The sequence below is a fragment of the Bacillus sp. SRB_8 genome (assembly GCF_003264205.1).
In the GTDB taxonomy this organism is placed as follows: Bacteria; Bacillota; Bacilli; order Bacillales; family Bacillaceae_G; genus Bacillus_A; species Bacillus_A mycoides.
In genome coordinates this window covers 56,661-82,996 of sequence record NZ_NADT01000024.1, presented here as the reverse complement: position 1 = coordinate 82,996, position 26,336 = coordinate 56,661, and the positions used below count along the sequence as shown (strand labels likewise).

Sequence of the window (26,336 nt, the reverse complement as noted above, 5' to 3'; positions counted from 1 at the left end):
AGTCCTAATATTGCGAGGGTAATGTTACGATGTTTTCCTTTGATAATAAAACCTCCTATTACTAATAATTGTTCGTATTGATAATTTCACAAATTCTCATATTTTAAATATAACAATAAAACTATGTTGGCGTAAGTAGTAATTCGGTTCTGTTGCAAAGTTTTTAAAAGTAAGCTAATCCTTTTACGAAAAAAGGTCCTGTTGTCTCCAACAGAACCTTTCCTAAAATGGCAAAGAGTAACTCTTACCTTACTCTTCTGCTATATAATAAACAAAAAACGTATAGCTGTGTATAACAATAAATCCCAATGTAAACATTTGAATAAAGTGTTTAAAAGTATTTTATCAGAGCTTAATATAAGGAATCAAATTACAAATGTTGATTTATCAATGAATATTAATGATGCGCTATTAAATGATAGTTAATAAATTGATATTACAATAAATAAATATGGGATATTGCATATTCAATTGAAATAGAAAATTACAAGTGGAAAGTGAGGAATAACAATGGGACTAGGAAACCGTGGTATGGCATTTGAAATGCATATTAATCTAGTGAATGAAATGTATCAACGAGGGGGAGTAGCGCTTATAAACAAGCGTCCGACTCCTGTGAAGGTGTTAAAAAGTAAAGGTGGCCGTGTATTAAATGGATTCTATGAAGCAAAAACTACAGAGAATCCTACACGATTAGATAGATAATCTGTTTTATAGGAGTAGCAGATTATCGTTATTCATATTTCCCTGATTGTATCCTTTATTTATCAGGGTCTTTTAAGATAGCCTTTTTTTAGGAGGGAAGTACCAAGCTAACCACTACTCCAGCGTGATCGGACGGCCAGAGAGCGGTTGACGTTCTGTCATGCTGTTCTTCTCCTACCACATCCGCCATAATTGGGTTCCAACCGTTTTTTAACAAAATAAAATCTATTCTTTTGTTTAGAGAGGACGCGGCATTCAATAGATCAGAACCCTGGCAACAGGTAAGTCCTTTTCATTTACCCACCTGTATCCAAACATCTCGAAATCCAGCATTGATAAAATTCCCGTATGTTGGTGTGCTGGTTCCACTAGCATTTGAATTCAAATCTCCTATAATGATTAGCGGTATCTTTAATGCTGGTTATGATGATTTCATTGTAATCTCTGACGTTGATCAGGAGTTTTATAAGAATATCAAGGATAAAAAATGTTATTCAATTAGCTATGATGTGATAAGTTTTGATGATATTGTTTCTGTGAACAAAATGCTGAAAGTAAAAGATATAGATAGTAAAAATATTTCAAGCGAAGTTGCGGCCTTGTAAAGCACCTTTAATAGCCTTAACCGCCTGTTTTTAATAGTATCCATTCTGATTTTAGCAATAGGTCTCTTTATCAGCATCATTCTGCTTGTTAAGTTGCAAAATTCAAGATATAGAGAATTGGGGCTACTATCTGCACTAGGTTTTAGTAAAGGCGCAATACGAAGAATGATACTCAGTGAAAATGTATTGTTATCGGGAATGGCGTCTGTTTTTAATGCTTTTCTAATTAGTTTCACATATTTTATCAGTATTGCTTTTGATCTTGGTTTAGTTATCACGATACTTCAAATGTTTCTTTCCATTTTAGTAACAGCAATTATTGTTATCGTGATCAGCATAACAGCAAGTTATAAGCTTATTAATACTGAGCCTGCTGAGGCACTAAGAAAGTAAAAAATTCATTAGGGGTACCGCTACATGCCCATCGAGCTAAAATTTTGAAATATCCCAAAAGTGAAAATTTTATATCTCTACAGTTATTTATGGGGAATTCAGCTCGTTTTTTTTGTTTTTGTAATAATTTATTACTTGTATGGGGCTTATAAGGGACTATTCAGTGTGGATCGAGAAAATTTAACTACCATATAAAGTGATAAAGTGATAAAGTGTTAGTTGCTGTGCATGTTATTATAAAAAAGAGAGCCTTCCCAAATGATGTTTGTAATAGTTTAGCTTATACGATTTTAGGAAATTAATAGCATTTTATACCGCTATTATTTACCTAATTTCCAAGAAATAGAGGTGATTGTAGGTGACTAAACCTTTTAAAAAAAATAGTCGTTATATGGTTGGATTAGACAGTCTAAGGGGCCTAGCTATACTAGGTGTTATTTTGTATCATATTAATTTTAATTGGATGCCTGGAGGATTTTTAGGGGTTACTGTATTTTTTGTACTCTCAGGTTATTTAATTACAGATATTCTAGCGATGGAGTGGAAGAGAAATAAGAGAATTGATTTGAAGAAATTCTGGCTTAGTAGGGCAAGGAGATTGCTTCCAGCAATGTTTGTTATGCTCGTTATAACGTTGGCCTGGATTACGATTTTTCATAGCTCTTTACTTGAAAAAATGTGTGGAGATTCATTAGCGGCGTTATTTTATGTTAGTAACTGGTGGTATATCTATCATAAATTATCGTACTTTGATAATTTTAACCAGCTTTCTCCATTGAATCATTTTTGGTCGTTAGCAGTTGAGGAACAATTCTATGTTGTCTGGCCGTTTATCATTAGTTTAGGGCTTTACCACATAAAAAAACAATCCCGTATGATTTTATTGATTTGTCTGGGAGCTGTTGCTTCAGCTTTAGCGATGGCAATTTTGTATGAACCTGGAGCTGATCCGAGTAGAATTTATTATGGTACAGATACGAGGGCCTTTTCTTTACTTATTGGAGCGGCACTTGCCTTAATTTGGCCAAGCAATAGGCTTGCAAATAAAATTATTCCAAAGGCACGTCTCATTCTTGATGTAGTGGGAGGAACTGCTCTTATTATTATTTTGCTTATGTTTTGGAAGACGAATCAATATGATCCGTTTCTATACAATGGAGGAATGGTTCTCTTATCAATTGCAACAGCATTGTTAGTGGCAAATCTTGCTCATCCAGCGAGCCGTATCGCTCAATTTTTACGATTTAGACCTTTACGTTGGATAGGAATAAGGTCGTATGGCATATATCTTTGGCATTATCCAATTCTTACATTGACGACTCCAAAAGTAAATACTGGGGATTTTTCACTAATAAGAGCAATTCTTCAATTTCTTCTCATTATAATGATTGCGCAAATTTCATGGAAGTATATTGAAAAACCAATCCGACAAGGTGCGCTTCGAAATATTCAGTTTAAGAATTTAAGACTTCAAAATGTCGCTTTAGGTGTTAAGTTAGCTTTAATTTGTGCAGTATTCGTTTCGTCGATAGCCGTCTTTGGGTTATCAAAAGTTAGTAAGGCCAAGGAGAATCCGCAACTAGATAAGGTGGAAGCAGTACAAACACAACCGGCGAAACATCCAGTTGCAGTTTGGGAAAATCCAATTCAAGAGACGCCCAAGAATCAAGAAGAATCAAAAGAAGTAGATTCTGCGCAACCTAAAAATTCTCCCAGCATTACAGCGATAGGCGATTCCGTTATGATTGATATTGCTCCATATTTAAAAAATACTTTTCCTGATATTAGGATTGATGCACAGATTGGTCGCCAGCTGTCAAAAGCGATTCCTATAGTTGAACAGTTAAAGAATGAAGGGAATTTAGGAAACTATGTCATTATTGGGCTAGGTACAAATGGAGCCTTTACTACGGAGCAACTTGTATCATTAATAAATTTAATTGGGAATGAACGTAAAATGATATTTATTAATACGAGGGTACCACGTCCGTGGGAATCAATCGTGAATGAGAGATTAAAAGCGACAACATCTGAATATCCGAATATAACTCTAGTAGATTGGTATGCAGCAAGTGCTGGAAAGGGAGACTACTTTGCACCTGATGGTGTGCATTTAACCAAAGTAGGTGCAGAAGCATACGCAGCACTTGTAGCCAAAGCGGTGAATCAATAATTAGATATATTTTATTAACTTCTTTTGCAAAATTAACTGAAATGTAAAAGAGGTTCTGGTGCAAAAATGATTACGTAGATAATCCAACATGAATGTTATATTCTCATGAGAATGAGTTGTTCGGAAGTCAATATAAAAATCCGTATTTTTATACTTTGTAAAGATTGAACGTTCGTAATTACTCTCATATTTTTGTGTATATTTTGACAGCATTCGAGGTTTGCACCAGAACCTGAAAATCACTATAACGAACATGCAGGATTCCTTTTTTATTTGTTATTTTTATCAGTAAAGTAGACCACATATCAGCTTCAGATACTTATTTTATGATACAAGTAATCAAACAAAAGGAGGGCCATACAACATAATTACACCATTATTAACAGGGCACTCTTTTAAGTACAGGAGATTATTAGCAGGTGGAGAAAATGTTGAAGATGTACAGACAGATAAACATATTCCATATGAAAAAAATGAATTGCAGCAAACTCTAGAAAAGTACGATTCGAAGGAGTTTGGGTTATAAAAAGAAAATAGATAAATTGACAAGAGAAAAGCACTTTGTGTATATCACAGGTGTTTTTTATTTTCATTTTGATATAGGGCTTGAATTAAATTCCCATGTTTTTTTGCAGCCATTCAATAATGAATATGTACATATTCATTATTGAAATTAGTAATAATAAAATGTATTATTGAAAAGCACTATTTATAATTCAAGTAATCAAGGCTATGTATCCATAATAATTTGAACGTTCAGAAATTATAATATTGTCATAAAAATGAGGTGAGGTTAATAGAAACAGTACATATTAAATGGTATGGATTGTATAGTTTAAATGATTTTTATAATAGAGAAGAAGCTTTTAAGAAGGGAATATTTGCAATCTCTAGAGTATATGCTAAGAATGAAACATTGATTTATATAGGAAAAACCAAAAGAAGCTTTATACAAAAGATAAGGGAACTTAATAAAGAATGGATTTTTGATGAAAGCGAATTAAAGATTACATTAGGAATAATAGAGTCTCCTAGTGGTGAAAGTTACTCTGAAAAAAAGGTAAAAGAGATAAAATCCCTTTTGATTTTACGACATACCCCAGTAGAAAACAACACATCTTTATTGTACCATAGAGGGCAGTTTAATTTGAAAATTATAAATAAGGGAAGAAGGGGCTTAATTGTTAAAAAGATTTCTACAGGAGATCTAATGTGGACGTAATTGGAATCGCCTTTGAATAAAATTGAAGGTTTCTTACGAACAGATGCTTATCAATTTTTAATGTATTAAAATATTTTTGAATAACATATGTCAGATGCTTGAAACAACACAAATTTTATTATGATATGAAATCTTGTATGGGAATTGTAATTCATTTCCATTATTTAATGAAAATATTAAGAATTATAAGGATAATGCATAAAGATTAGAAGAGAAAATAAACTCGGAGGTTTAAAAAATGGGACAAGGAAGCAGGTTTCAAGAAAAACAACAAAATCGTCGTAAAAAGGTGATTTTTAATATTGCATTTACTTTGGTATTAGTGACAGTTGGTATAGTGACATACCAGTTGTTTTCCCCTTCTGATACATCAAAGAAAGCAATTGCTCAAGAAAAGAAAGCAACAAAGATAGAAGAGAAGAAACATAAAGAGAAAGAAGCAGCGCAGTTAGAAGAGAAGAAACGTGAAGAGAAAGAAGCAGCGCAGTTAGAAGAGAAGGAACGTGAGGAGAGAGAAGCATCACTGTTAGAAGAGAAGAAACGTGAAGAGAGAGAAGCAGCACTGTTAGAAGAGAAACAAAAAGCAGAAAAATCGGTAAAAACGAGCGAAAATGAAAATAAAGAGGGAGAAAAAACGGCATCTCAAGAAAAGGGTTCTCAAACTAATCCTTCTTGGAAGCCAATTGGTACAGAGCAAGGAGCAAAACCTGCAATGCAATTTAAAGAAGGAACAGTAGATTGGAATGAGATGAAAAAAGCAATTTCTTATGCTGTTGATGTTCCAGAGAGCCAATTGATTTTCGATTTTATTGGGAATAATGGTAATAATAAAGCCTACGGTAATGTACGGGATAAGCAAAGTAATAAAAAATATAAGGTTGATATTGATTGGGTAGAGAATCAGGGTTGGAAACCAGCATCTGTTCAAGTGGTAAAATAAATAAGGGAAATGTAAATGTTCCCCTCTCTCGTTGTGGGGGACTAAGCTATTATTGTCCAGATAAGATAAACCTGGTTCTATATGATGTTTGAAGTAATTATGTATTTAAAAGTTTGTTTTTGTAAAAGTTCAAAATCTTGATTATCCGCATTACGGAATTTTATGGCGATGCGTTTCAAATTCACTTATACTTGTACAAGTGAATTGATAGATGTAAAAGCTTTTGGTTTCGCATCATTGAACATTTGAATGAACTGTTGATTAGAGGCACCAATCCATTGAAAACACAAATGATCAATTTCATTACATAAATTATTATGTATAGATTCTAATGTGATTCTGGTATTACTTGCACGATTAGCAGCTTCTTCTAGCATTTCAGGTGTTACTTTGATTTGAATCATTTTTTTCAACCTTTCCCAATTAAAATTGTGGGACAGGAAGAAAAATATAAATATCTAATGTAGAGATAAATGTAGCCAATGTATATGTGAAATAACAAAAGAAACCGGCTCTGTAATTTAAGTCGGCTTTTCTTTATTTATTCCGTATTAAGCGGAATCACCTGGTCAAATCGGTTCAACTGGAGCAAATTGCCCATGAAGTACCATATTCGCCTGCTGAATCACACCGGAAAAGTTAATGTCCCAGTTGTTTATGATTACTGGTGAGTAAGGTTCTTGTGGTATCACAAGGTTCTCTTTATCGAGCAATCAATCAGAGAAAATTCGAAGAAACACAGAGGTGACAAACTCCTGTGTTTTTATTTTGTGATTTATGACAGTAATCCTATCAATACTCCAAAAAAGCAGTAAATTGAACTACTCACCACTTAACGTCCTAACGGACTGTTTGAAGTGGGAGATTCCTAAGTACGGAAACTTAGCGGTAGGCTATCTCCATAGTCCCTACTGTTAAGAGACGAATCGCTTCGTTTCTAAGATTCAGTCCTGCGTAAATATCTCTATCGTGATGTGTGCCACAAGAAGGACAATCCCATTCACGAAGATTTGGATTTTTAACGTCTTTATTTTGGTAACCACAATTTGAACATAGCTGACTAGAAGCAAATGTTTTTGAGACAACTACAACTTGCTTCCTGTACCATTTTGCTTTGTATTCCAACTTATTTCGAAATTGTGACCAAGATACTTCACTGATTGCTTTGGCAAGTTTCCCGTTTTTCAGCATATTGCTTACTTGTAGATTCTCAATATCAATTACTTCGTGGTTTTTGATGATTTCGGTAGAGATTTTATCCAAGTAATCTTTTCTTGCATTAGTAATATGTTCATGGACTCGTGCCACTTTCACACGTTATTTATTCCAGTTCGAAGAACCTTTCGCTCTTCTGGAAAGGATGCGTTGTGCTTCCGCTAATTTTTTTCTAATGTACGAAAGAATTTAGGTTTTTTGTATGTAGTTCCATTTGCAAGAATAGCAAAATCCTTTAATCCCATATCAATCCCAACAGAAGATCCTGTTTTCGGTAATTCTTTTACTTCGGTTCGGGTGCAAAAACTTTGAAGTAGATGAAAATGGTCTATCAAACTTGGAAATACTGATAGTACTACTCTATAAAAGGTGTGTAATCAGTATGGAAAAGGAGAATTTATTTAAGTGGAAACATTATCAGCCAGACATCATCTTGTTAACTATACGTTGGTACCTACGGTACAACTTAAGCTTTCGTGATTTGGTGGAAATGGTGGAGGAACGAGGGTTATTCCTGGCTCATACAACTATTATGCGATGGGTACATCAATATGGACCATGAATTCGACGTCATCTCAAACAAACGAATTCATGGAGAGTGGACGAAACATATATAAAAGTAAAAGGACAATGGATGTATTTATATAGTGCTGTTGATTCTGAAGGAAACACGATTGACTTTTATTTGAGTAAATCTAGAAATCATAAGGCTGCAAAGCGATTCTTCAAGAAAGCCTTGCGGTCTTTTCATGTCTCAAAGCTTCGTATCATCACGGTTGATAAGAACCCTGCTTATCCAATTGCTATCGAACAGTTGAAGAAAGAAAAAAGGATACCAATAGGCACCAAAATCCAAAGGATAAAATATTTAAATAACATAGTAGAATAAGATCATCGTTTTATTAAAAAACGTATACGCTCTATATTGAGTGGTGTTGAAGCCATGCATATGGTCAAAAAAGAACAAATTGATTTGCAGGACCAGTCTGTCCAAAATCAGAATATTTTTATCAACCAGGTGTTTGGATTAACTGCTTAACAGGTGATTCCGTTAGGAATCCTTGATTCTTTTTTATTTATCATCTTTTTGCACCAGAACCATAAAAATTCAGCATAAGTACTTATATTCAGGCCAAAATAATTGTTTACTTATGAAATAACTATGTGATTTTTAGGTTTTTTTTGTTGTGATACATTTATTTGATAATAATATACTTTAAAAAGTTTACTTGAAGAAAAGAGCTTTGAAGGGGACTTAATAAATGGGGAAGGAGCCAATTTTGTAGATTTAGGTGATCATTTTTTCGTATTCATCACTTCACGCTCTTTGAGGAGGGAGTCTTCTTGGCTAAAATGATAAAGAAGAAAAGTAAAGTAAAATGATCGTGGAGAATGAGAAAGTGCTAAGCGAATAATACTTCTTCATAATGATTAAAGAATGGATGTTAATATATACCGTTTTAAAGATATGAATCATTACATTAAAATCCTCTTAAAAAGAATGTATGATGGTAATGTAATACAAACAGCAAGGGGGAACTTAAAATGAATTTAAATAAATTAATAGTTAGTTGTGGAGTAATTTCAGCATTAACATTTGGCGTGTTAGGTAATAATGCTTATGCTGAAGAGGTACAAAAATCAAATGATGCAATCAATGTAATTGAACATGTTCCTACAGACCTATTATTAACTCAAACACTGGATTATACTGGAGAGGCTGTAACTTCTTTTGTATATAAGGGGAGTACAGATTTAAGCTTTTTTATAAAAAATAATGGTCAAAATAAAATGGGATATAGCGTAAAAGGTCCAAATAAGGAGCCCATCGTTGGTGGTTATATAAAACCGGGTGAACAAAAAATTAATGTTACAAATGTGCGGAATGCTTTATCTCCATTACCGGTGGGAACATATAAAATTTACGTTTCAAATGATGATGGATCTACAGGACAATTCCAAGTTGCGGTAAACTCTTTGGATTAAATTTTTAAAAGCTGTTTTATAAAAAAACTACACCCTCCTCTAATTTTTAGGGCGCATCTAACCGTTGGAGGTGTAGTTAATCGTTTGATATTAAGTGGGTAAGGCTGCTTTTTATTGAATAAAATGGGCATTTCAAAGAAGTGGATTTAATTTTCGCTTACTAGGAGAGACTATAACGATTCGAGAATTATCCATAAAAGAAAAAACGAGCACTCTTATTCATAGCGAAAGGGTGCTCGTTTTCCTACTAATACACAGAAGGAGATATGCTTCCAACCACTTATAAATACGATAGAGAGAGGAGAGGAAATAAAATGAATATAGTGAAGTTACGTCCTAAACAGCGTTCTAAGTATCGTATTATGCTAGGAACATGGTATTACTCTACAAAGAGGTACATCCAGTGGTTAGCAGACGGAAAAACATACGCAAAAACTTTACAACAAGAAAAGTTACCCTGTACAGCGATTCAGCACCGAACGATACTACTTCGTAAGCTCAAGGATGTAGATATGTGGTATCAACAGAATAAAGTTGTTAATTTAAAGATTGCCATTAAACAGCTAGATGGTATCGTCATTAGACCGGGAGAAACATTCTCTTACTGGCGTTTAATAGGTAAGCCTACTAGGAGAAAAGGGTATGTAGAAGGTATGATACTACACTATGGATCTTTTCAAGCAGGCATTGGAGGAGGGCTTTGTCAGCTTTCAAATTTAATATATTGGATGACCTTACATACACCACTGACAGTAACAGAGCGATATCGTCATAGCTTTGATGTCTTTCCTGATTCCAAGCGGACCCAGCCGTTTGGAAGCGGAGCGACTTGTTCCTATAACTATTTGGACTTACAAATTAAAAATGAAACGGACCAATCGTATCAACTTCACCTTTATATCACAGATAAACATTTAGTTGGTGAATGGAGAACAGCCTATCCGCAGCTTTATCAATATGAAGTTTATGAAAAAGAACACTCAATCCAATCTGCATACTGGGGTGGTTATATACGACATAATGTTATTCAACGTAGAGTATATAGCCAACAGAAACAGTTTGTAGAAGATCAATATGTAACGGAGAATCACGCTATAATGATGTACGAACCATTATTAGCTTGTAATAACGAGGAAAGTGGAGATTAATATAGCACACCAGTAGTTTATCCGGTTCTGGTGCAAAAAATAATGTCATTGTGTACACTGAAATTATGCATAAAAAGTACGTCACTCTTTCCCGTTAATATAAAAGAATAGTAACGTGCTTTTAACTTTAAAAATAGCCTAAATGCTTAAGTTGATGGCGATGTGGCGGTACCCCTTATAGGCAAAACAAACTAATTTAATACAAACAATAGGGATCAATATCTTGAACTGCTAGGACACTTTTATTCTATAAGGGGCACGGCAAAGATTACTGCTTTTTGGGACCACCCGTCATTTTAAGTTAACAGAACTGGAATTCCGTTAACTTTTTGAGGTGATTTTAACAACATTTGTTTACAGAACACATATAAACGGTGATAAAAATAAGGTTAAGGAACATATTTAAAGGGCTTCTCTTTACATATTTCAACTCTATATACTTTTAAATCACGGTTTTATCATATCGTCTTAAAGGTTTTTATAAATGGCCCGAAAAAGAAAGAATTGTTGCCGTGGGACTCATCCGAACGATTCAGCGATTTCATGCACGTTACCAAACGGATCTACGAAAGCAGCATATCGCCCTTGAGTAGGTTTATCATGCAAAAATTGAATACCCTTTTCCTTCATTTCCTTATAAGTTTGCTCAACAGATACGACCTCTAACACCAAAACTGTTCTAGCCTCGTTTGAATAATCTCCAATTTCTTTGGTCTTTTCACACTTAAAAGCTATAAGCTGACAGCCGTCAAGGGCAAATACAAGCTTATTTTCTTGCTCTAACAATGTTTTTAAACCCAGCAATTCAGAATAAAACCATCTCGCCTTTGTCATGTCATTGACGAAAATCATTATATGTCCTAGTTTCATAAGGCTATGCCGCCCCTTCACTTTTTTAAGGATACCATTTTTTATGGTTCATGCAGAATCTTTGCTAATGATTATTTGAAGTATTCGCGAATTGATTAACATATCCTGCCCGTTAGTTTAATAAATGGCGAAAAGTGAACGATTTAATTATAACGTGCTTGACCAATATTGTAACATTATGGAATATGAATAAGGGAACCCGACATTCCTGAAAATTTCACGTGAATTATAATGAGATTCAGCCTAGATACGTGTAAAACTAGGTCATAGTAATACATTATTTAGCAAACGTTGTTTATCGGTGATATTCGTAACCAAAAAAATAGAGAGTGAGATTCATAAACTTGAGTATCACTTAGTTGAATTCTGGTGCAAAAAATCTCTTAAACTTGGCCATACTGATACTATCAATCTAGAAAAGGGATGGTGTTCAGTGTGAATAGGCAAAATTCGTTCAAATGGAAGCACTATCAGCCTGATATTATTTTGCTAACAGTAAGATGGTACCTACGGTACAATCTAAGTTTTCGTGATTTAGTGGAAATGATGGAGGAGCGAGGTCTGTCCATTGCTCACACTACCATCATGCGATGGGTACATCAATATAGCCCTGAGTTAGACAAACGAGTTCGACGCTATTTAAAGAAAACCAATGATTCTTGGAGAGGCGATGAGACATATGTAAAAGTCAAAGGGAAATGGATGTACTTGTATCGTGCTGTGGATTCTGAAGGAAATACCATCGATTTTTATCTGAGCAAGAATAGAAATGCTAAATCAGCCAAGCGCTTCTTGAAGAAAGCCTTGGCTTCCTGTCATTCCGTAACACCTCGAGTGATTACAGTCGATAAGAACCCAGCATATCCTGTTGCTATCAAAGGATTACATGAAGAAAAAAGCATGCCGATAGGTGTGAAGTTGAGGCAAATTCGGTATTTAAATAACATTGTGGAACAGGATCACCGCTTTATCAAGAAACGCATACGTACTATGTTAAGTTTAAAGTCCTTTCGGACTGCCAAATGGATTCTTGCTGGGATTGAAGCCATGCATATGATGAAAAAAGACAAACCTCTCAAGAGAAGTCTGTCCAAAATCAAGTGAACCTCATTCATCAACTATTCGGTATTCTAGCATAAAAGCGGATTCCGTTAGGAATCTCTTTATTTATTTATATCTTCAAAAAATATTTGCACCAGAACCAGTAATAGATGTATGAAAGATTTTTTTTATACTTATGAAAGACTTTTGTAACACTTATGAGAGAGAAATGAAAGATATATTAGATATGATGAAGTTGTTCTTAATAGTAGGTGTTCTAACTTACCTAAAAATCAAGGAGGAAAAATAAAAATGAAGAAATTGAAGCCCACACTTAGTGTATTAGGTAGTGTATCGATGGCACTGACCTTAGCATATCCTGCTTTAGCAGACATAAAACAGCCGAATGCAGGAAGCACAATTGAAATGTTCAAAGAGGATGCAAATGCAAAAGAAGGAAAAGATCTTATCTATGGAACTGATGGAAAAAAGGGAAAGATGTCTACTGAAAAAATTGAAATACAAAATAACGATTGGGATCAAGATGGTATTTCTAACGACTTAGAAATAAAAGGCTATAAAATTGAGTTCAATCGACAAACCGGGAAAAATGAGGCACAGGCATGGGATCCAGAGCGAGACAAAGATAAATTGAAATTTATTACAAATCCTATGAGCGCGAATTCGGATGGAGATCCTTTTACAGATGCATATGAAGTTCAGTATTATGGCAGTAACTCTGATACTGAGTTTAATCCAGTGGTTGCAAATATACCGAATTTGCAAGTTGGTATAAAACGTATTGGGGTTACTCCTCTTGCGGCTATTACGGATTCAAACGGTGGGTCCATTGATAAAGGTTGGGAAAAAAGTGTATCGACACAACATTCGTTTGGTGTAGGAGCAGGTGTCGAAGGTGGTGTGGAAGGTTCCGCAGCCGGTCCTGTTCCTTCTGGGAAGGCCTCATTAAATGTAAGCTATGGATACTCGAAAACATCAACAGATACCGAAAGATATTCTTCTAATATAGATTGGTCTACCGCAAAAACTGTTGATTCAGCAAAAGCAGCAAAAGTGAGCTTACAGTTAGAATATAAAAATACAGGGACGGCGTCTGCTCAAAATGTTTCTCCTCATTTTAACATTCGTTTAGGGGACAAGATTATCAGTACAGTAAAGGCAACACAAGATCGTTATAAAGCAAATCAGTTAAGTACAGAAAAAGGTGGAAGAAATACAACAGAAGTATTGATAGACAGTGTAGATAATCAAGCAGATGTAAATATTTACTTGTCGTTAGATGAATTGAAAGCTGTTGAACAAGGTGCAATTCTTTCTGTTGAAGTACTACCTACGAGTACAATGGAATTGTATATTGAGAAAGATGGAGAATTTATGAATTTAGGAGATTCAGGAAAATTTGAATCTCGTGTAAATGCTTCGACTACAATACTAGAGACTGATATCGGGAACAAACCGAAGTTTAGAATGTATGCACCAGAAGGTGTTGGTAGTGATACAAATTTAACGTTTAACGAGGTTCTGAAGCATGTTAAAGTAGATTCTACAAAGATAAATGAATTTATAGATAATAGCAGAGGAGATCAAGTTATCGTTGCGAAAGAGAATCTAGAAAATGCTAAAAAATCTTATGTTTCGAAAGGCGCAAAAGTCGGTGTTTTCACAAAAATTCAGCAACCGGAATTGTCATATAGTGCTTATGATCCATTTACGAAAAAGTTTTATGCAGCAGTCGTACCTGGCTTATTCGGAGCGAGTAATGAAGTCTCTGTTTCTTTTGAAAATAAAAAATCCAAACAAACACAACAAGTAACATTAGTGAGAAAAGGAAACGTATATGAGTCTAAAGAAGCTGTAAGTTTGAATGATTTCAATCCATTACAAAAAGTTACATTTGAAATCAATGATGCACAAAAGAAACTTCCGACACAAAAAATCTCTACAGTTGTTACGTATAATAAAGAATATGAAAATTATTTGACCCATCGATTCAGCGACGAACTTATTGTAGAAGGAACTCCTTATACTATGAAGGCTAGTGGAAATCCTGTGCTTAGTTATAAAGGAAATGATAAATGGCAATATCTTGCGTATGCTGGGAATTACACTCAACCAGTTAATGTAATTATTGAAAGAAAAGGGCAGCCTAAACCTGGACAACCAATCAAAAAAGGTGAAGATATACATATTAAAGTTCAAAATAGTGCTTATTCAGGCTATGAATATTTAAAACTTCAAAATGGTTATATCCATTTTGACCAAAAACAAAATGCAAGTACTTTTAAATTTAATCCTATACATAGCCCAGGCAGCCTTGATTACCAGAGAGAATGGAACCTACAATCTGATGGTAACAATATAGGGTTAGATAAGGGGGGATCTGGTTATGTGACATATGGTAATGATGTGCATACTGGTTCGTCTTTAAATAGATGGAGTTTCGACAAAGCTAAGTAAAAGGGAACGGTTTTGTTGCAAAGTTATAAAAAACACCGGTAATAAACTGCACCTAAAAAGTTAGACATACGAATGTAGGTTGATTTTGAAATTGTCAATATTTACTGGACACTAATTTAGTTAAATATTGGTTTTGTTTCTGTAAAGTGGACATTTCTAAGAAGACGAAGCTATCAGTGTGTTTCGATATAGAATCGGGGCACACTGATTTGTTTTTTTCTAGGATTTTTTATTATTGTAGAACTATATATCGGAATGACTTTTTATCAGATTGTAAGCTTTTATATAGTATGTTGTATTTGTATATAATGAATATGAGGTTTATGATGCAGAGTATCGTCTTATATAGACCTTTTCAAGATACAATCTTATGATTATAGAGATTTTGGGAAACAGTTACATCATAAAGTCGATTCTGACAGGATAAATATATAATCTTCGTAAAAAATCCGCTTTTAATTTTCTGTTTGTATGACTAGATAAATACCACGATTAAGATTATTTATCTAGTCATGTAAATAACTCAATGTTAAAATTATCATCTGGATTATATAGTTTTTAGGGTTTTTGGTCATTAAGAGATCGAAGTTTGAGATTCTGATTTAGTGATACAATCAGTTGTTATATCTTCATATCCAAATTTTCTTCAAAACGAGTGGTTAAAAACAACCGTCTTAAGATGGTATCAACTTTAGCCTTATAAGTTTATTTTTTTGTTTGTTGTAACGAATTTTCGTCGGCTTTTAGCCAAGCGTGATGCCCCTACTTAAGTAGGGGGGGTACATATTTATTAGATGAAAGCATATAAGAGAAATTTTTGTATTTTTGGTGAAAAGAAGAGAGGTTAATATATGAAAAAAATTTTAATCGTAGAAGATGAAGAAAATATTCGAGAAGTCTGCAAACGGTATTTAGAAAGAGAAGAATATGAAGTATATACCGCTGTAAATGGTACAGAAGGTTGGGATGTATTTCTTACTCATCAACCAGATTTAATTATTTTAGATTTGATGATGCCGAAAAAAGATGGATGGGAACTATGCGGGGAAATTCGTCAACAATCAAATGTCCCTATTATTATGTTAACTGCTAAAGGGGAGGAAAGGGATCGAATTTTAGGCTTAACAATGGGAGCAGATGATTATTTAACAAAGCCATTTTCCCCTCGTGAATTAGTATTAAGGGTTCAAATTATACTAAGAAGAGGCAGCCAGGTAGCGATACAAGCAAAAGAATCCCTATCGGAAGTGATAGAATTTCCAGATTTAAAAATATATCCAAAGACAAGATGTGTACTTGTTTGTGAAAATGAAGTGGAGTTGACGGTGAAAGAGTTTGAGGTACTTTATGTCATGGCAAAACATCCAAAACAAGTATTTTCTCGCTCGCAGCTTCTTGAATTAATTTGGGATTTTGGACATGAAGGGGCATCAAACACAGTTACTGTGCTAGTGAGTCGTTTGCGTGAAAAGCTCGAGAAGCATACGATAAAGAATCATTGGATTCATACAGTTTGGGGTATAGGATATCGCTTTGAGCCAAATGGAAGAAATGAATCATGAGATTACGTATTCAATTGTTACTCATGAATTTATTAAGTACCAGTATCCTGGTAATTGCTATATGGTATAGTGAGACGAAAATGTTACTTGAACCGGAACAAACACGGTTATTAACAGTAATTGCGGTTGTAGGACTGATTATTTCAACGTTTATTTACTGGTTAATGACACGCCCTATCATGAGGTCTATCAAAAATTTAATGACATTAACGAAGCAATTTAGTGATAGACAATTCGAAACAATGTATATAATTGGAAAAGAACCACGGGAGTTTAAAGAATTAGCAACATCGTTTCAACAGATGGCAAAAAAATTAGAAGAAGGGTTTACTCAGTTAGAAGAAGGGGAAAAAGCCCGCAAGGAGCTAATTACGAATATTTCACACGACTTACGAACGCCTATGGCTAGCATACAATTGATGATAGAAGCGTTACAAGATAACCTGATTGAAGATCCTGAAATGAGAAAGCAATACTTAGCGACGATCTTAAAAGAAATAGAAAGATTAAGTGGATTAATCAATGACCTATTTGAACTTTCAAAGTTAGAGTTTGAACAAGTAGATTTTTATCCAAGTTTCACACATATAGATAAAGTTCTATTAGATGTATTAGAGTCACATTCTGTCTTATTAGAAGACAAACAGATTGATTTACAATTGCAGGTTCCTGATAGATTACCCCGACTATTAATTATGCCGTGTAAAATAGCAAGGGTTATAGGTAATTTATTAGATAATGCTATTCGATATTCCCCTGTCTCTGGAACAATTGAGTTGATTGTAGAGGAAAATAAGCAAAATCAACAAGTCCAGTTCATTCTGCGTGATGAAGGAGAAGGAATTTCTCCAAATGACCAACTACGCGTATTTGAACGATTTTTTAGGACAGATCAATCAAGAAGTTCACAATCTGGAGGGTCCGGTCTTGGACTAGCCATTGCAAAATCATTGATTGAAATGCACAAAGGGGAAATTGGTGTGAGGGATCGCGCAGATGGTAAGCAGGGAAGTGAATTTTGGTTTACTCTTCCCATCACATCAGAAAAAAATAAAACCGCTGAAAGACTTTTGTAACATTTACGTTATAAAAATGAAAGACCTTCTTGTTAACATAAAACTAAACAGTATGTTACAGGAGGTTTTTTTACTTTATGAAAAGAAAATATGTATGGCTTATAGGTGGTTCCATAATTCTCGTGTTAATTTTATGGTCTTTGTTCCGACCGGAGAAATTATTTATTGATAAGAAAGTGAATGAAGCATTGCCACAGACGGAAATGCAATCAATGAAAACAAAACAAGTTCAGGATCAAGTTCAAGTTATAAGTGCAGGTCAGTTTCAAAACGGTGTCCATGAAACAACTGGAACAGCAACAATCCATCAATTAGCGGATGGAAAACGTATTTTACGACTTTCTAATTTTTCAACATCTAACGGGCCAGATGTGCGAGTAGTATTAGTTCCTACAGATCGTTTGAAAAATAATGAAGATGTTAAAAATCATCAGTATATTGAATTAGGAAAATTAAAGGGAAACAAAGGCAACCAAAACTATGAAATTCCTGAAGGGATAGATGTAAGTACATATGGTTCGGTTTCTGTTTGGTGTAAGAGATTTAATGAAAACTTTGGTGCTGCTTATTTTAAAAAGTAAGCACGAAGGTTCTTTTGCAAAGTTTCTTGACAGATAAAAAGTTGGTATGATTGCAGATGGATTTTATGCAATCGTTAGTAATTGTTGTAATTCATTGTACGTTTTTGCACCAGAATCCATAAGAAAATGAAAAATTTCCGTCTGTTTTTATTCGCCAAACACTATTAGAATTCGAAGCATTAGTTGCAGATGTGATTGAACGATATCACGGCGGTACAACTGTTGTAACAATAGCATTGGGAGATTATGGTGTAGATTTTGAAAATCGTTTAAATGGTGATTTATACCTTGGCTAAGTGAAGTGATATGTCTTACAAAGCCATCGCACTTGTACACAGTAATATTGCAAAACGTGGATATATCGTTTCAACCGGTGGTTTTTCGAAAAACGCCAAACGGTATGCGAAAGAATTAATTGTAGAGCTAATTGATGGATCTCGACTAGCTGAAATTTACATGGAATTCATTGAAGGTCATCTCATAACTCAATATGTAGTGAGCCTTCCTAATAATTAACTTGGCAGGTTAATTATTAGATATACATTCATTAGAGTGAAAAATCTATGAAGGGAATAGTACATCTTCTATATATCATATCTTTGTAGAGAAAATAATACTTTGTCTAATACTGGCATTACGTGGGGAATGTGTGTTTTTAGGGGGGATATATGGAGAGCAAAAATAAATGGTACGGATTAAACTCTAATGTAAATCTATCTGCAAGTTCATTTGATCCTAACTTGGTAGGGCCTACATTGCCACCGATTTCACCAATTTCTGTACCAACCGGTCCAACGGGAGAAACAGGTATAACAGGCCCAACCGGTCCAACGGGAGAAACGGGTATAACAGGCCCAACTGGACCAGGTCCAACTGTGAGTCTTAAATTTCTTTATGTAGCAAATTTCAATGAAAATACGGTAGAAATTTATGATATTTTCAATCCAATATTTCCAGTACGTATTGGAGAGTTTAATGGTGGGAATTTAGCTAATCCTGCTGGATTAGCTATTACAGGAACCACTCTTTATGTAACAAATAATGGAGATGACACGGTAGAAATTTATAATCTTTCCAATCCGACAGCTCCAATACGTATTGGAGAGTTTAATGGTGGCGATTTAAGTGAACCTATAGGAGTGGTTATTACAGGAACCACTCTTTATGTAGCAAATAATGGAGATAACACGGTAGAAATTTATAATATATTGAATCCGACACTTCCAGTGCGTGTAGGGGAGTTTAATGGTGGTAATTTAAATGAACCTGTTGAATTAGCTATTACGGGAACCACTCTTTATGTAGCAAATAGTGGAGATAACACGGTAGAAATTTATAATATTTCTAATCCGATAATTCCAGTACGTGTCGGAGAGTTTAATGGTGGAAATTTAAGTGGTCCTACTCGATTAGAAATTACAGGAACCACTCTATATGTAACAAATTTTAATGATGATACGGTAGAAATTTATGATATTTTGAATCCGATAGCTCCAGTACGTGTTGGAGAGTTTAATGGTGGCAATTTAAGTGAACCTGCTGGATTAGCTATTACAGGAACCACTCTTTATGTAGCAAATTTTAATGATAATACGGTAGAAATTTATGATATTTTGAATCCGATAGCTCCAGTACGTGTTGGAGAGTTTAATGCAGGAAGTTTAAGTAGTCCTGCTGGATTAATCATTTTTTCGTTATTCGGTTAGTAAATTCTATTACAGCGGCATAACTATTGATAATCATAGCTATATTTATTTAAACAAAATTCCCTTCAAATCTTCTGAAGGAACTTTTATTTCATGTTTTAGGGGTGGGTGACAGCTTGGAAACCTTGATATGACAACGTTTTTAAGGGTTTTTATTTTGTGGAAAATGTACTTTGAAATAGAAAAAAACAGATGTATTTTAAGTGAAAAATCATCGCGATATTTTAAGTGAATCCTTTATGAATAAAGAGAAGAGAGCCCCTGTAGAAACCATCATTAAAAACTTCTTGTTAAGTTATCAAGTTGTTATCACAGATGTACCTTCGGATCAGTTATTAAACATGGTATGTGACGATATTTTGGGATCTGGGATTATAGAGCCTTTGCAAGAGGATAAGGACGTAACCGATATTTATATAAATGGCACAAAAGAGATTATTTACGAAAAAATAGGAGAGGGAGAATGTGCTTTCCCTTACCGATTTGAAACGGAAGAAGAAGTGAAAGCTTTAACTTATAAGATGGTAAACAGTACTTCAGAATCCTTAAATACAGCTAAAGCCTATGTAGAAGAAGCCTTTTATCCAAATGGTACAGGTACTAGTGGATACAAAGTATTTGATACAAGATTAGGAGGGAATCGAGTCTTATATCCCTATACGGTAAGAGAAAGTTCTATTGCTGTTTTTAAGTGATTAAACGTTCCAAATAATGATTATATTTCCGCAACCTTTAAAGCGAAGTCACAAGGATTGGGGAGAATTAGTTTCTATGGTGATGGAAGCTGGGAAACAGGAAGAGAATTTGATTATTATAACGCTACTGTTTTAAAAGATGTGCCAAGCGGTTCAAAAGAATTAGAGATTAGTAATATATCTTTGTTTCCGGAAAGGGAACCAGGCACCAACATACCAAGTGATAGAAAACACATTACTTCAGATATAAACAAAGATGTGTATCAAGATTCTCCCATGATAGATAAGGTGATACCTTACCAGGGTGGTTCTAGACAGGGGAAGTGGATTCCTAACAAAATCTATTGCCCTTTTTTCAAATTTGATTATATTTGCACCAAAACCTAAAGGTTTATGTATAAAACTATTTTATGAAACTAGATAACGTGATAAAATTCTATTTGCTGTGTATCTAATCATAAAAAGTAAGTATATTTATTAATGAGTTTTGTAATATTTTTGTAATCTTTATATTTTGGAAATAGTTCATACTTTTTAGAGGGAATGAAATTAATAGGTTTTTATAGTAAAAGTATTTGCAGAATTTTCAGATGAATATAGGGGGTGACTGCGAATGCCCGAACCATTAAAGAAAAATAGTCGCTATATGGTTGGATTGGACAGTCTAAGGGGCCTAGCCATACTAGGTGTTATTTTGTATCATATCAATTTTAATTGGATGCCCGGTGGATTTTTAGGTGTCACTGTATTTTTTGTACTTTCCGGTTATTTAATTACAGATATTCTGGCTATAGAATGGAAGAATAATAAGAGAATTGATTTGAAGAAATTCTGGCTCAGTAGGGCAAGGAGATTACTTCCTGGAATGCTTATCATGCTCATCGTCACCTTAGCATGGATTACAATTTTTCATAGTTCTTTACTTGTTAAAATGCGAGGAGACTCACTAGCTGCTTTATTATATTTTAGTAATTGGTGGTATATTTATCATAAATTATCTTATTTTGATAGCTTTAGTCAGCTTTCCCCGCTAAATCACTTTTGGTCGTTAGCTGTTGAGGAACAATTTTATGTAGTCTGGCCATTTGTCATTAGTTTGGGGTTTTATTACATAAAAAAACAATCACGCATGATCTTATTTATTTGTCTAGGAGCGATTGCTTCCGCTTTAGCAATGGCAATCCTATATGAGCCAGGCACTGACCCGAGTAGAATTTATTACGGTACTGATACACGGGCTTTTTCTTTACTAATTGGAGCGGCACTTGCCTTAATTTGGCCAAGCAGTAGGCTTGCGAGTAAAATTATTCCGCAAGCACGTCTTATTCTTGATATCATTGGGGGAGTTGCTCTTATCATCATTCTCACTATGTTTTGGAAGACGAATCAATATGAGCCGTTTCTATACCGTGGGGGAATGGTTCTTTTATCAATTGCTACTGCCTTGTTAGTCGCTAACCTCGCTCATCCGGCTAGCAGAATCGCACAATTTTTGAGATTTAGACCACTGCGTTGGATGGGGGTACGATCATATGGGATATATCTTTGGCATTATCCGATTATTACATTGACGACTCCGAAGGTAAATACTGGGGAGTTTTCGTTTACAAGAGCCATTCTTCAATTTCTTCTTATTATAATTGTTGCACAAATTTCGTGGAAGTTTATTGAAAATCCAATCCGAAAAGGCGCATTGAAGAATATTCGGATTAAGAACTTGAAAATAAGAAACTTAACTTTAAGTTGTAAGTTAGTTTTAATATGTGCAGTATTCATTTCTTCGATAGCTACTTTTGGATTAACAACAGCTAGTAAAGAAAAGGAGAATACTCAAAAAGATAAGGTGGAAGCAGTGCAAGAAGAACAGGCTAAACATCCAGTTGCAGTTTGGGAAAAACCAGCCGATGAACCACCTCAGAATAAAGAAGAACAAAAAGAAGAGAATCCCGCACAGCCTAAAGATCCTCTAACAGTTACAGCTGTAGGGGACTCAATCATGATTGATATTACTCCGTATTTAAAAAATGCTTTTCCTAATATTAGGATTGATGCGAAAATAGGACGGCAAATGTCACAGGCAATCCCTGCTGTGGAACAGCTAAAGAATGAGGGGAATTTAGGAAGTAATGTCATTATTGGATTAGGTACAAATGGAGCCTTTACCAAGGAGCAATTAGCATCATTAATAGAAGTAATCGGGAATGAACGTAAAATTATATTAATCAATACGAGGGTACCACGTCCGTGGGAATCGTTGGTGAATGAGAAGCTAAAAGAAGCAGCATCATCTTACAAAAATGTGGTGTTAGTTGATTGGTATTCAGCAAGTGCTGGAAATAAGGCGTACTTTGAACCAGATGGCGTACATTTAACAAAAATAGGTGCAGAAGCTTATGCTGCTCTTGTAGCAAAAGAAGTGAATCAATAGGGGGTACGGAAACGACTCTGGTGCAAAGATTTACAAACATAAACTTGACTCAAGGCATATGGCTTGAATTTAAATTAGCAATGCATGTATAGGAAAAGGTGAAGGGACATATTGGTCCCTTTACCTTTTTTATTTTTTATAAAAAGATTTCAAAACCCTTAGTTTTTGGAAATAAAGTAATTCCCACTTCAAGCTTTGCTAAGTGGCGAGTAGTTCACGTAGGTTGGTTTTGAATAAAAAGAAGTCCTCTTATTTACAAGTTTAAAATAAAGAAGCNNGCTTCTTTATTTTAAACTTGTACTTGTTGTACTTGTAAAACTTTTAAAGTAAGATCTAGTACAATTTTTTCGCGAAGTGTATCAAATGGCTCGTTTAAATCTGTTGGACAAGGGGAAAAGTCTAATTCGAAAAATTGAGCGCTTACTAATTCACAATATGGTTGTTCATTATAAAACACTGTATTTTCGAAGAAGTATTTGTCTAAACGTGGTAAATCACCATTTTTAGGATTAATAAAGTGAGATGTAGTATCTGAGGAAGAAGCTACTATAGCTTGTGATAGAAAATCTGCTGCTGTTAAATCTGCAAAACCAGAAAATGGAACATTTGCAATACGATCATATAGCACTCCATTACACTCATCATTTGCATATTCGATATTTTTACGAATATATCCTTGTACAAATAATTTTGCTCTTGTAACTCGGCGGTAATTTGTACCTGGTACTGGAGTAAATGCTACAGGAACTAATTTACATTGTGTTAAAAACACGTTTTTTAAGATACGTTTAATTTCAACTGCTGGAGGATCTAATGAAATATCAGATTCTACAACAATTTGAATTGTTCTTTCTGCTAATACAACTGGTATTTTTACAATCGGTGCTCCTGGAGTAAGAATTGGTGTTGCCGCTGCATCACTTAATGGTGTTTGAGTTTGTCCGTCTACCTGACAAGGTACATTAATTGGACATTGTTCGCTCATATTATCTAATCTCCTTTTTGAAATTACTTTAGATTTTTAAAACTGTTCAATGTCAATATATTCATTTCTTTTATTTATGTATGTGCTTGTATACTAGTTTTTAAATTTTATTTATTGTAGTTTATTAATAAACTACAGACAATAATCTATGAGTATCAGTACCTTATTAATAGTAGATGCTTTTATGAGGTATATTCGTCTTATAATAAGATTATAAAAATAGTAATATGAGTTTTGTATTTTTGAGTCTTTCGATTTCTTTATTTATATTGTTTTGAATGTATACTTTTGTTTAAAATTTTGAGGATATCAGGGTAATTTGGTTGAAGTCAATTTTTATGAGGATTTGAATGTAAACTACTGAATAATAGTGTAGGAATAAGAAAATATTTAAATAATACAGCACGGATGACAAAAATGTACGTTCGTTTTCGTGCTTTCTGGGGAAATTCTTTTTTCTTAATTTAAGTAAAAATTGATATATTCGGAAAAAATCACAAACTACAAAGAGGATGCAGGGGGAATTTATGATGACGAAAGAGCAATGAGTTAGGGAAGCGGTGAAATGGGGTTTGAAACATGGGGTTCCGATTAAAGCAGAAGATATTTTTAAAATATATCTAGATGAATCTTATAAGGAAAATCAAATACATAAAAAAGAAGACTGTCGCGTTAAGTAGTCTTCTTTGATTAGCCATTCTTTTTATTTTGCATATAAGTAACATACATCTCTAACTGTTCCCAAGCTTTCTTTTTCTCTCTCATCTTCTGGGTTACATAAAAGCGTGAAAGTCATCGTGAAGTACCATTATATAACTCTAGATAAATGAGGGAAGCCCTGCAGAGGATGCAGGGCAGTACTAAGATCATCGAGTTGTCGATTCTATAAGAACTTCTTGGAATGTACAAAGTGTAACACATAATTCATACAAACTTTATATATAGATGTTACGAAATTATGAACAAAGGGGAATGGAAAATGAATAAAGATGAATTGAATTTGGGTAGTTTCGGTCAAAAGTTAATAATCACTGGGCTAGCGAGATTAGTTGAAGAAAAAGGCTATACGCCTCATGAAGCTTTCGATTGTTGGAAACGATTAAAAGAAATACGTTCTATGCTCTTTTAGAAATCCCAAAAGAGTGGAGAGAAAACACAAAACCCTAGCAGAGGAGCTAGGGCAGGGGAAGGGATATTAAGAATTGTTGATTCAATAAATAACGAATGACTTCTTCGAATGAGCTTAGTGTAACACAGGAACTCATGTATATGTGTTACGGAATTATGAACAATAGGACAAATCTTCGCTTGTTGATATATTCAGGAATCTAATGGTACCCCCCACCTAGCAAATGGGTTCCTGGATATTCCGATGTGCGAAACATCAAAACAAAATAAAAAACCGCCCTACCCCTAGGACGGTTTGGAGAAAATACATGTAATTACGCTAATTACATTATATCAAATGTTTTCTCCTAAGAATAAGGAGGAGTTAGAATATGACAGACTTTTTACCTAAACAAGTGGCTCATGCGGTTGAAGAATTAAAAAAGATGTCTGAGAACAGGACAAGCTTAAAAAGTTAGATATTGATTATGTATTTACAGTTTTAACAGGTCAAGCGTATGGAAGAATGCCATTCTAGGTGGGAAATAAACTATGAGACTTTACGACTTAACAAATAACTATAACGAATTACAAATGATGATTGAGGATGGTGTAGGTCCATCAGCATTAGAAGGTAGATTACAAGCTATTGAAGAAAGCATTCAAGATAAAGCGCAAAACCTTGCTCTACTGATTCGCAACCTTTAAGCAGATACAGAAGCTATCAAGTGAGAAGAAAAGCGATTAGCAGAACGTAGGAGTGCGGTAGAAAACAATTGTAAGAGCTTAAAAGATTACCTCTATCAGAAAATGACTTTATTAGAAGTAAAGCGTATCAAAGGAACAATCGTAACAGTTGGTATTCAGAAGAACCCAGCAAGCTTAGATATCGCACTAGATGCTGTAGTTCCACCGGAATACATGGTTCCACAACCAGCAAAGGTTGATAAGAAATCATTACTTGCAGCTGTTAAAGAGGAAATGCAGTGGGATGGAATTACATTACGTCAGAGTGAAGGCGTGAGAATAGGATGAGTGATAAAATACTTTTCCAACAATTATACGACATAAATGTGAATGACAAATTAGAGAAAAAGGCTAACTTATCATATCTCACTTGGGCATGTGCGTGGGCTGAAGTTAAGAAGATAGATCCCAATGTCTCTGCCGAAATTCATGAATTTCCATTACCAAATGTGGAAGGGATAAAGGTTCCATATTTACAAACACCAACTGGTTATTTTGTTAAAGTGAGCGTGACTATTAAAGGACAAACCGAAAGAGGTACACGTATCGCCCAAGGTGTCATAGCGCCAGTGAAAACAGCGAGTTTTGTTGAAGTGGACGGCCAAAGAGGAGAAAACGGATTCGGATCTATAGGAGTGAAGTAAGACCGAATTTAAATTTTGTTAAGAAAAGA

General features: G+C 34.5%; 19 protein-coding genes and 10 pseudogenes. 23 read left to right on the top strand and 6 right to left on the bottom strand.

The annotated features are described in order from the left end of the window. Positions 1–510 precede the first annotated feature (510 nt). The 6 genes and pseudogenes from B5P40_RS21070 to B5P40_RS21050 form a co-directional block, all read left to right on the top strand. Positions 511–678, top strand: a pseudogene (locus tag B5P40_RS21070) (Holliday junction resolvase RecU); the annotation flags it as partial. A gap of 260 nt (positions 679–938) precedes the next feature. Beyond that, the gene (locus tag B5P40_RS32595; RefSeq protein ID WP_033728276.1) at positions 939–1,310 is read left to right on the top strand and encodes a hypothetical protein; all 372 of its coding nucleotides are present in this window, start codon (positions 939–941) and stop codon (positions 1,308–1,310) included. A 24-nt stretch (positions 1,311–1,334) separates the two neighbouring features. Beyond that, positions 1,335–1,703 carry an FtsX-like permease family protein gene (locus B5P40_RS34090; RefSeq protein ID WP_307837914.1) on the top strand — a complete coding sequence of 123 codons (369 nt, stop codon included), beginning with the start codon at positions 1,335–1,337 and terminating at the stop codon, positions 1,701–1,703. Between the two features lie 358 nt (positions 1,704–2,061). Beyond that, on the top strand, positions 2,062–3,876 hold the full coding sequence (locus tag B5P40_RS21060; protein WP_078177330.1) for an acyltransferase family protein: 1,815 nt from the start codon (positions 2,062–2,064) through the stop codon (positions 3,874–3,876). 787 nt (positions 3,877–4,663) lie between these two features. Beyond that, positions 4,664–5,098 (top strand): hypothetical protein, encoded by a 435-nt coding sequence (locus B5P40_RS21055; RefSeq protein WP_002187376.1) that lies wholly within the window; start codon positions 4,664–4,666, stop codon positions 5,096–5,098. Between the two features lie 238 nt (positions 5,099–5,336). After that, a complete protein-coding gene (locus tag B5P40_RS21050) occupies positions 5,337–6,038 on the top strand; it encodes a YrrS family protein (protein ID WP_078177331.1) in 702 nt (233 codons plus the stop codon). Positions 6,039–6,226: 188 nt separating this feature from the next. Here B5P40_RS21050 and B5P40_RS21045 read toward each other — a convergent pair. From B5P40_RS21045 to B5P40_RS21040, 3 genes and pseudogenes are all read right to left on the bottom strand, one after another. Beyond that, positions 6,227–6,442 (bottom strand): annotated as a pseudogene (locus B5P40_RS21045) (WXG100 family type VII secretion target); the annotation flags it as partial. A gap of 165 nt (positions 6,443–6,607) precedes the next feature. Continuing rightward, the gene (locus tag B5P40_RS33680) at positions 6,608–6,730 is read right to left on the bottom strand and encodes a hypothetical protein (RefSeq protein WP_258402173.1); all 123 of its coding nucleotides are present in this window, start codon (positions 6,728–6,730) and stop codon (positions 6,608–6,610) included. Between the two features lie 190 nt (positions 6,731–6,920). After that, a pseudogene (locus B5P40_RS21040) lies at positions 6,921–7,561 on the bottom strand (RNA-guided endonuclease TnpB family protein); the annotation flags it as partial. Positions 7,562–7,635: 74 nt separating this feature from the next. Between B5P40_RS21040 and B5P40_RS21035 the strand changes: the two are divergent. From B5P40_RS21035 to B5P40_RS21025, 3 genes and pseudogenes are all read left to right on the top strand, one after another. Then, positions 7,636–8,292 (top strand): annotated as a pseudogene (locus B5P40_RS21035) (IS6 family transposase). A gap of 506 nt (positions 8,293–8,798) precedes the next feature. Beyond that, positions 8,799–9,239 carry a hypothetical protein gene (locus B5P40_RS21030; protein WP_002144172.1) on the top strand — a complete coding sequence of 147 codons (441 nt, stop codon included), beginning with the start codon at positions 8,799–8,801 and terminating at the stop codon, positions 9,237–9,239. Positions 9,240–9,553: 314 nt separating this feature from the next. Beyond that, positions 9,554–10,387: a VanW family protein gene (locus tag B5P40_RS21025; protein WP_113709803.1), complete on the top strand. Its 834-nt coding sequence runs from the start codon at positions 9,554–9,556 to the stop codon at positions 10,385–10,387. Positions 10,388–10,906: 519 nt separating this feature from the next. Here B5P40_RS21025 and B5P40_RS21020 read toward each other — a convergent pair. Further along, complete coding sequence (locus B5P40_RS21020; protein WP_113709802.1) at positions 10,907–11,257, bottom strand: VOC family protein; 351 nt, start codon at positions 11,255–11,257, stop codon at positions 10,907–10,909. A 423-nt stretch (positions 11,258–11,680) separates the two neighbouring features. Between B5P40_RS21020 and B5P40_RS21015 the strand changes: the two are divergent. From B5P40_RS21015 to B5P40_RS20970, 10 genes and pseudogenes are all read left to right on the top strand, one after another. Next, positions 11,681–12,396: pseudogene (locus B5P40_RS21015) on the top strand (IS6 family transposase). Between the two features lie 214 nt (positions 12,397–12,610). Then, positions 12,611–14,776: a binary toxin-like calcium binding domain-containing protein gene (locus B5P40_RS21010; protein ID WP_113709800.1), complete on the top strand. Its 2,166-nt coding sequence runs from the start codon at positions 12,611–12,613 to the stop codon at positions 14,774–14,776. Between the two features lie 851 nt (positions 14,777–15,627). Further along, a complete protein-coding gene (locus tag B5P40_RS21005) occupies positions 15,628–16,338 on the top strand; it encodes a response regulator transcription factor (RefSeq protein WP_078177345.1) in 711 nt (236 codons plus the stop codon). Beyond that, complete coding sequence (locus B5P40_RS21000) at positions 16,335–17,414, top strand: sensor histidine kinase (RefSeq protein WP_002144165.1); 1,080 nt, start codon at positions 16,335–16,337, stop codon at positions 17,412–17,414. Before B5P40_RS21005 ends, B5P40_RS21000 begins: the two co-directional genes overlap by 4 nt. Before the next feature lie 77 nt (positions 17,415–17,491). Next, positions 17,492–17,995, top strand: coding sequence for a DM13 domain-containing protein (locus tag B5P40_RS20995; protein WP_078177343.1), 504 nt, complete (start codon positions 17,492–17,494; stop codon positions 17,993–17,995). 122 nt (positions 17,996–18,117) lie between these two features. Further along, positions 18,118–18,511: pseudogene (locus B5P40_RS34085) on the top strand (restriction endonuclease); the annotation flags it as partial. A gap of 152 nt (positions 18,512–18,663) precedes the next feature. Next, positions 18,664–19,701: an exosporium leader peptide-containing protein gene (locus B5P40_RS20985; RefSeq protein ID WP_113709799.1), complete on the top strand. Its 1,038-nt coding sequence runs from the start codon at positions 18,664–18,666 to the stop codon at positions 19,699–19,701. Between the two features lie 239 nt (positions 19,702–19,940). Then, positions 19,941–20,282, top strand: a pseudogene (locus tag B5P40_RS20980) (hypothetical protein); the annotation flags it as partial. 171 nt (positions 20,283–20,453) lie between these two features. Continuing rightward, entirely contained in the window at positions 20,454–20,783 is a 330-nt protein-coding gene (locus tag B5P40_RS34415) for a hypothetical protein (protein ID WP_063225941.1), read from the top strand. Between the two features lie 226 nt (positions 20,784–21,009). Continuing rightward, positions 21,010–22,824 carry an acyltransferase family protein gene (locus B5P40_RS20970; protein ID WP_063225942.1) on the top strand — a complete coding sequence of 605 codons (1,815 nt, stop codon included), beginning with the start codon at positions 21,010–21,012 and terminating at the stop codon, positions 22,822–22,824. Between the two features lie 289 nt (positions 22,825–23,113). Here the strand turns inward: B5P40_RS20970 and B5P40_RS20965 are convergent, their stop codons facing one another. Together B5P40_RS20965 and B5P40_RS33665 are read right to left on the bottom strand one after the other, a co-directional pair. Next, positions 23,114–23,809 carry a CsxC family protein gene (locus B5P40_RS20965; protein ID WP_063225943.1) on the bottom strand — a complete coding sequence of 232 codons (696 nt, stop codon included), beginning with the start codon at positions 23,807–23,809 and terminating at the stop codon, positions 23,114–23,116. A gap of 690 nt (positions 23,810–24,499) precedes the next feature. After that, positions 24,500–24,568, bottom strand: a pseudogene (locus tag B5P40_RS33665) (helix-turn-helix domain-containing protein); the annotation flags it as partial. Between the two features lie 220 nt (positions 24,569–24,788). On the opposite strand from B5P40_RS33665, the pseudogene B5P40_RS32905 reads away from it, so the two are divergent. The 4 genes and pseudogenes from B5P40_RS32905 to B5P40_RS20940 all read left to right on the top strand — a co-directional run bounded on the left by B5P40_RS32905 (position 24,789) and on the right by B5P40_RS20940 (position 26,307). Then, a pseudogene (locus tag B5P40_RS32905) lies at positions 24,789–24,976 on the top strand (hypothetical protein). 332 nt (positions 24,977–25,308) lie between these two features. Beyond that, entirely contained in the window at positions 25,309–25,395 is an 87-nt protein-coding gene (locus B5P40_RS34410; RefSeq protein WP_372421388.1) for a hypothetical protein, read from the top strand. Positions 25,396–25,468: 73 nt separating this feature from the next. Further along, a pseudogene (locus B5P40_RS32900) lies at positions 25,469–25,951 on the top strand (siphovirus Gp157 family protein). After that, positions 25,948–26,307, top strand: a complete 360-nt coding sequence (locus B5P40_RS20940) for a Sak single strand annealing protein (protein WP_113709798.1) — start codon at positions 25,948–25,950, stop codon at positions 26,305–26,307. Before B5P40_RS32900 ends, B5P40_RS20940 begins: the two are co-directional and overlap by 4 nt. The last annotated feature ends 29 nt before the right edge of the window (positions 26,308–26,336 follow it).

Excerpts from the sequence above, each read along its gene's own strand:
- B5P40_RS34410 (WP_372421388.1), top strand. The coding sequence starts at position 25,309 with ATGACAGACTTTTTACCTAAACAAGTGGCTCATGCGGTTGAAGAATTA.
- B5P40_RS21020 (WP_113709802.1), bottom strand. The coding sequence starts at position 11,257 with ATGAAACTAGGACATATAATGATTTTCGTCAATGACATGACAAAGGCG.
- B5P40_RS21000 (WP_002144165.1), top strand. The coding sequence starts at position 16,335 with ATGAGATTACGTATTCAATTGTTACTCATGAATTTATTAAGTACCAGT.
- B5P40_RS20940 (WP_113709798.1), top strand. The coding sequence starts at position 25,948 with ATGAGTGATAAAATACTTTTCCAACAATTATACGACATAAATGTGAAT.
- B5P40_RS21025 (WP_113709803.1), top strand. The coding sequence starts at position 9,554 with ATGAATATAGTGAAGTTACGTCCTAAACAGCGTTCTAAGTATCGTATT.
- B5P40_RS21030 (WP_002144172.1), top strand. The coding sequence starts at position 8,799 with ATGAATTTAAATAAATTAATAGTTAGTTGTGGAGTAATTTCAGCATTA.
- B5P40_RS21005 (WP_078177345.1), top strand. The coding sequence starts at position 15,628 with ATGAAAAAAATTTTAATCGTAGAAGATGAAGAAAATATTCGAGAAGTC.
- B5P40_RS21050 (WP_078177331.1), top strand. The coding sequence starts at position 5,337 with ATGGGACAAGGAAGCAGGTTTCAAGAAAAACAACAAAATCGTCGTAAA.
- B5P40_RS20985 (WP_113709799.1), top strand. The coding sequence starts at position 18,664 with ATGGAGAGCAAAAATAAATGGTACGGATTAAACTCTAATGTAAATCTA.
- B5P40_RS20995 (WP_078177343.1), top strand. The coding sequence starts at position 17,492 with ATGAAAAGAAAATATGTATGGCTTATAGGTGGTTCCATAATTCTCGTG.
- B5P40_RS21010 (WP_113709800.1), top strand. The coding sequence starts at position 12,611 with ATGAAGAAATTGAAGCCCACACTTAGTGTATTAGGTAGTGTATCGATG.
- B5P40_RS20970 (WP_063225942.1), top strand. The coding sequence starts at position 21,010 with ATGCCCGAACCATTAAAGAAAAATAGTCGCTATATGGTTGGATTGGAC.
- B5P40_RS20965 (WP_063225943.1), bottom strand. The coding sequence starts at position 23,809 with ATGAGCGAACAATGTCCAATTAATGTACCTTGTCAGGTAGACGGACAA.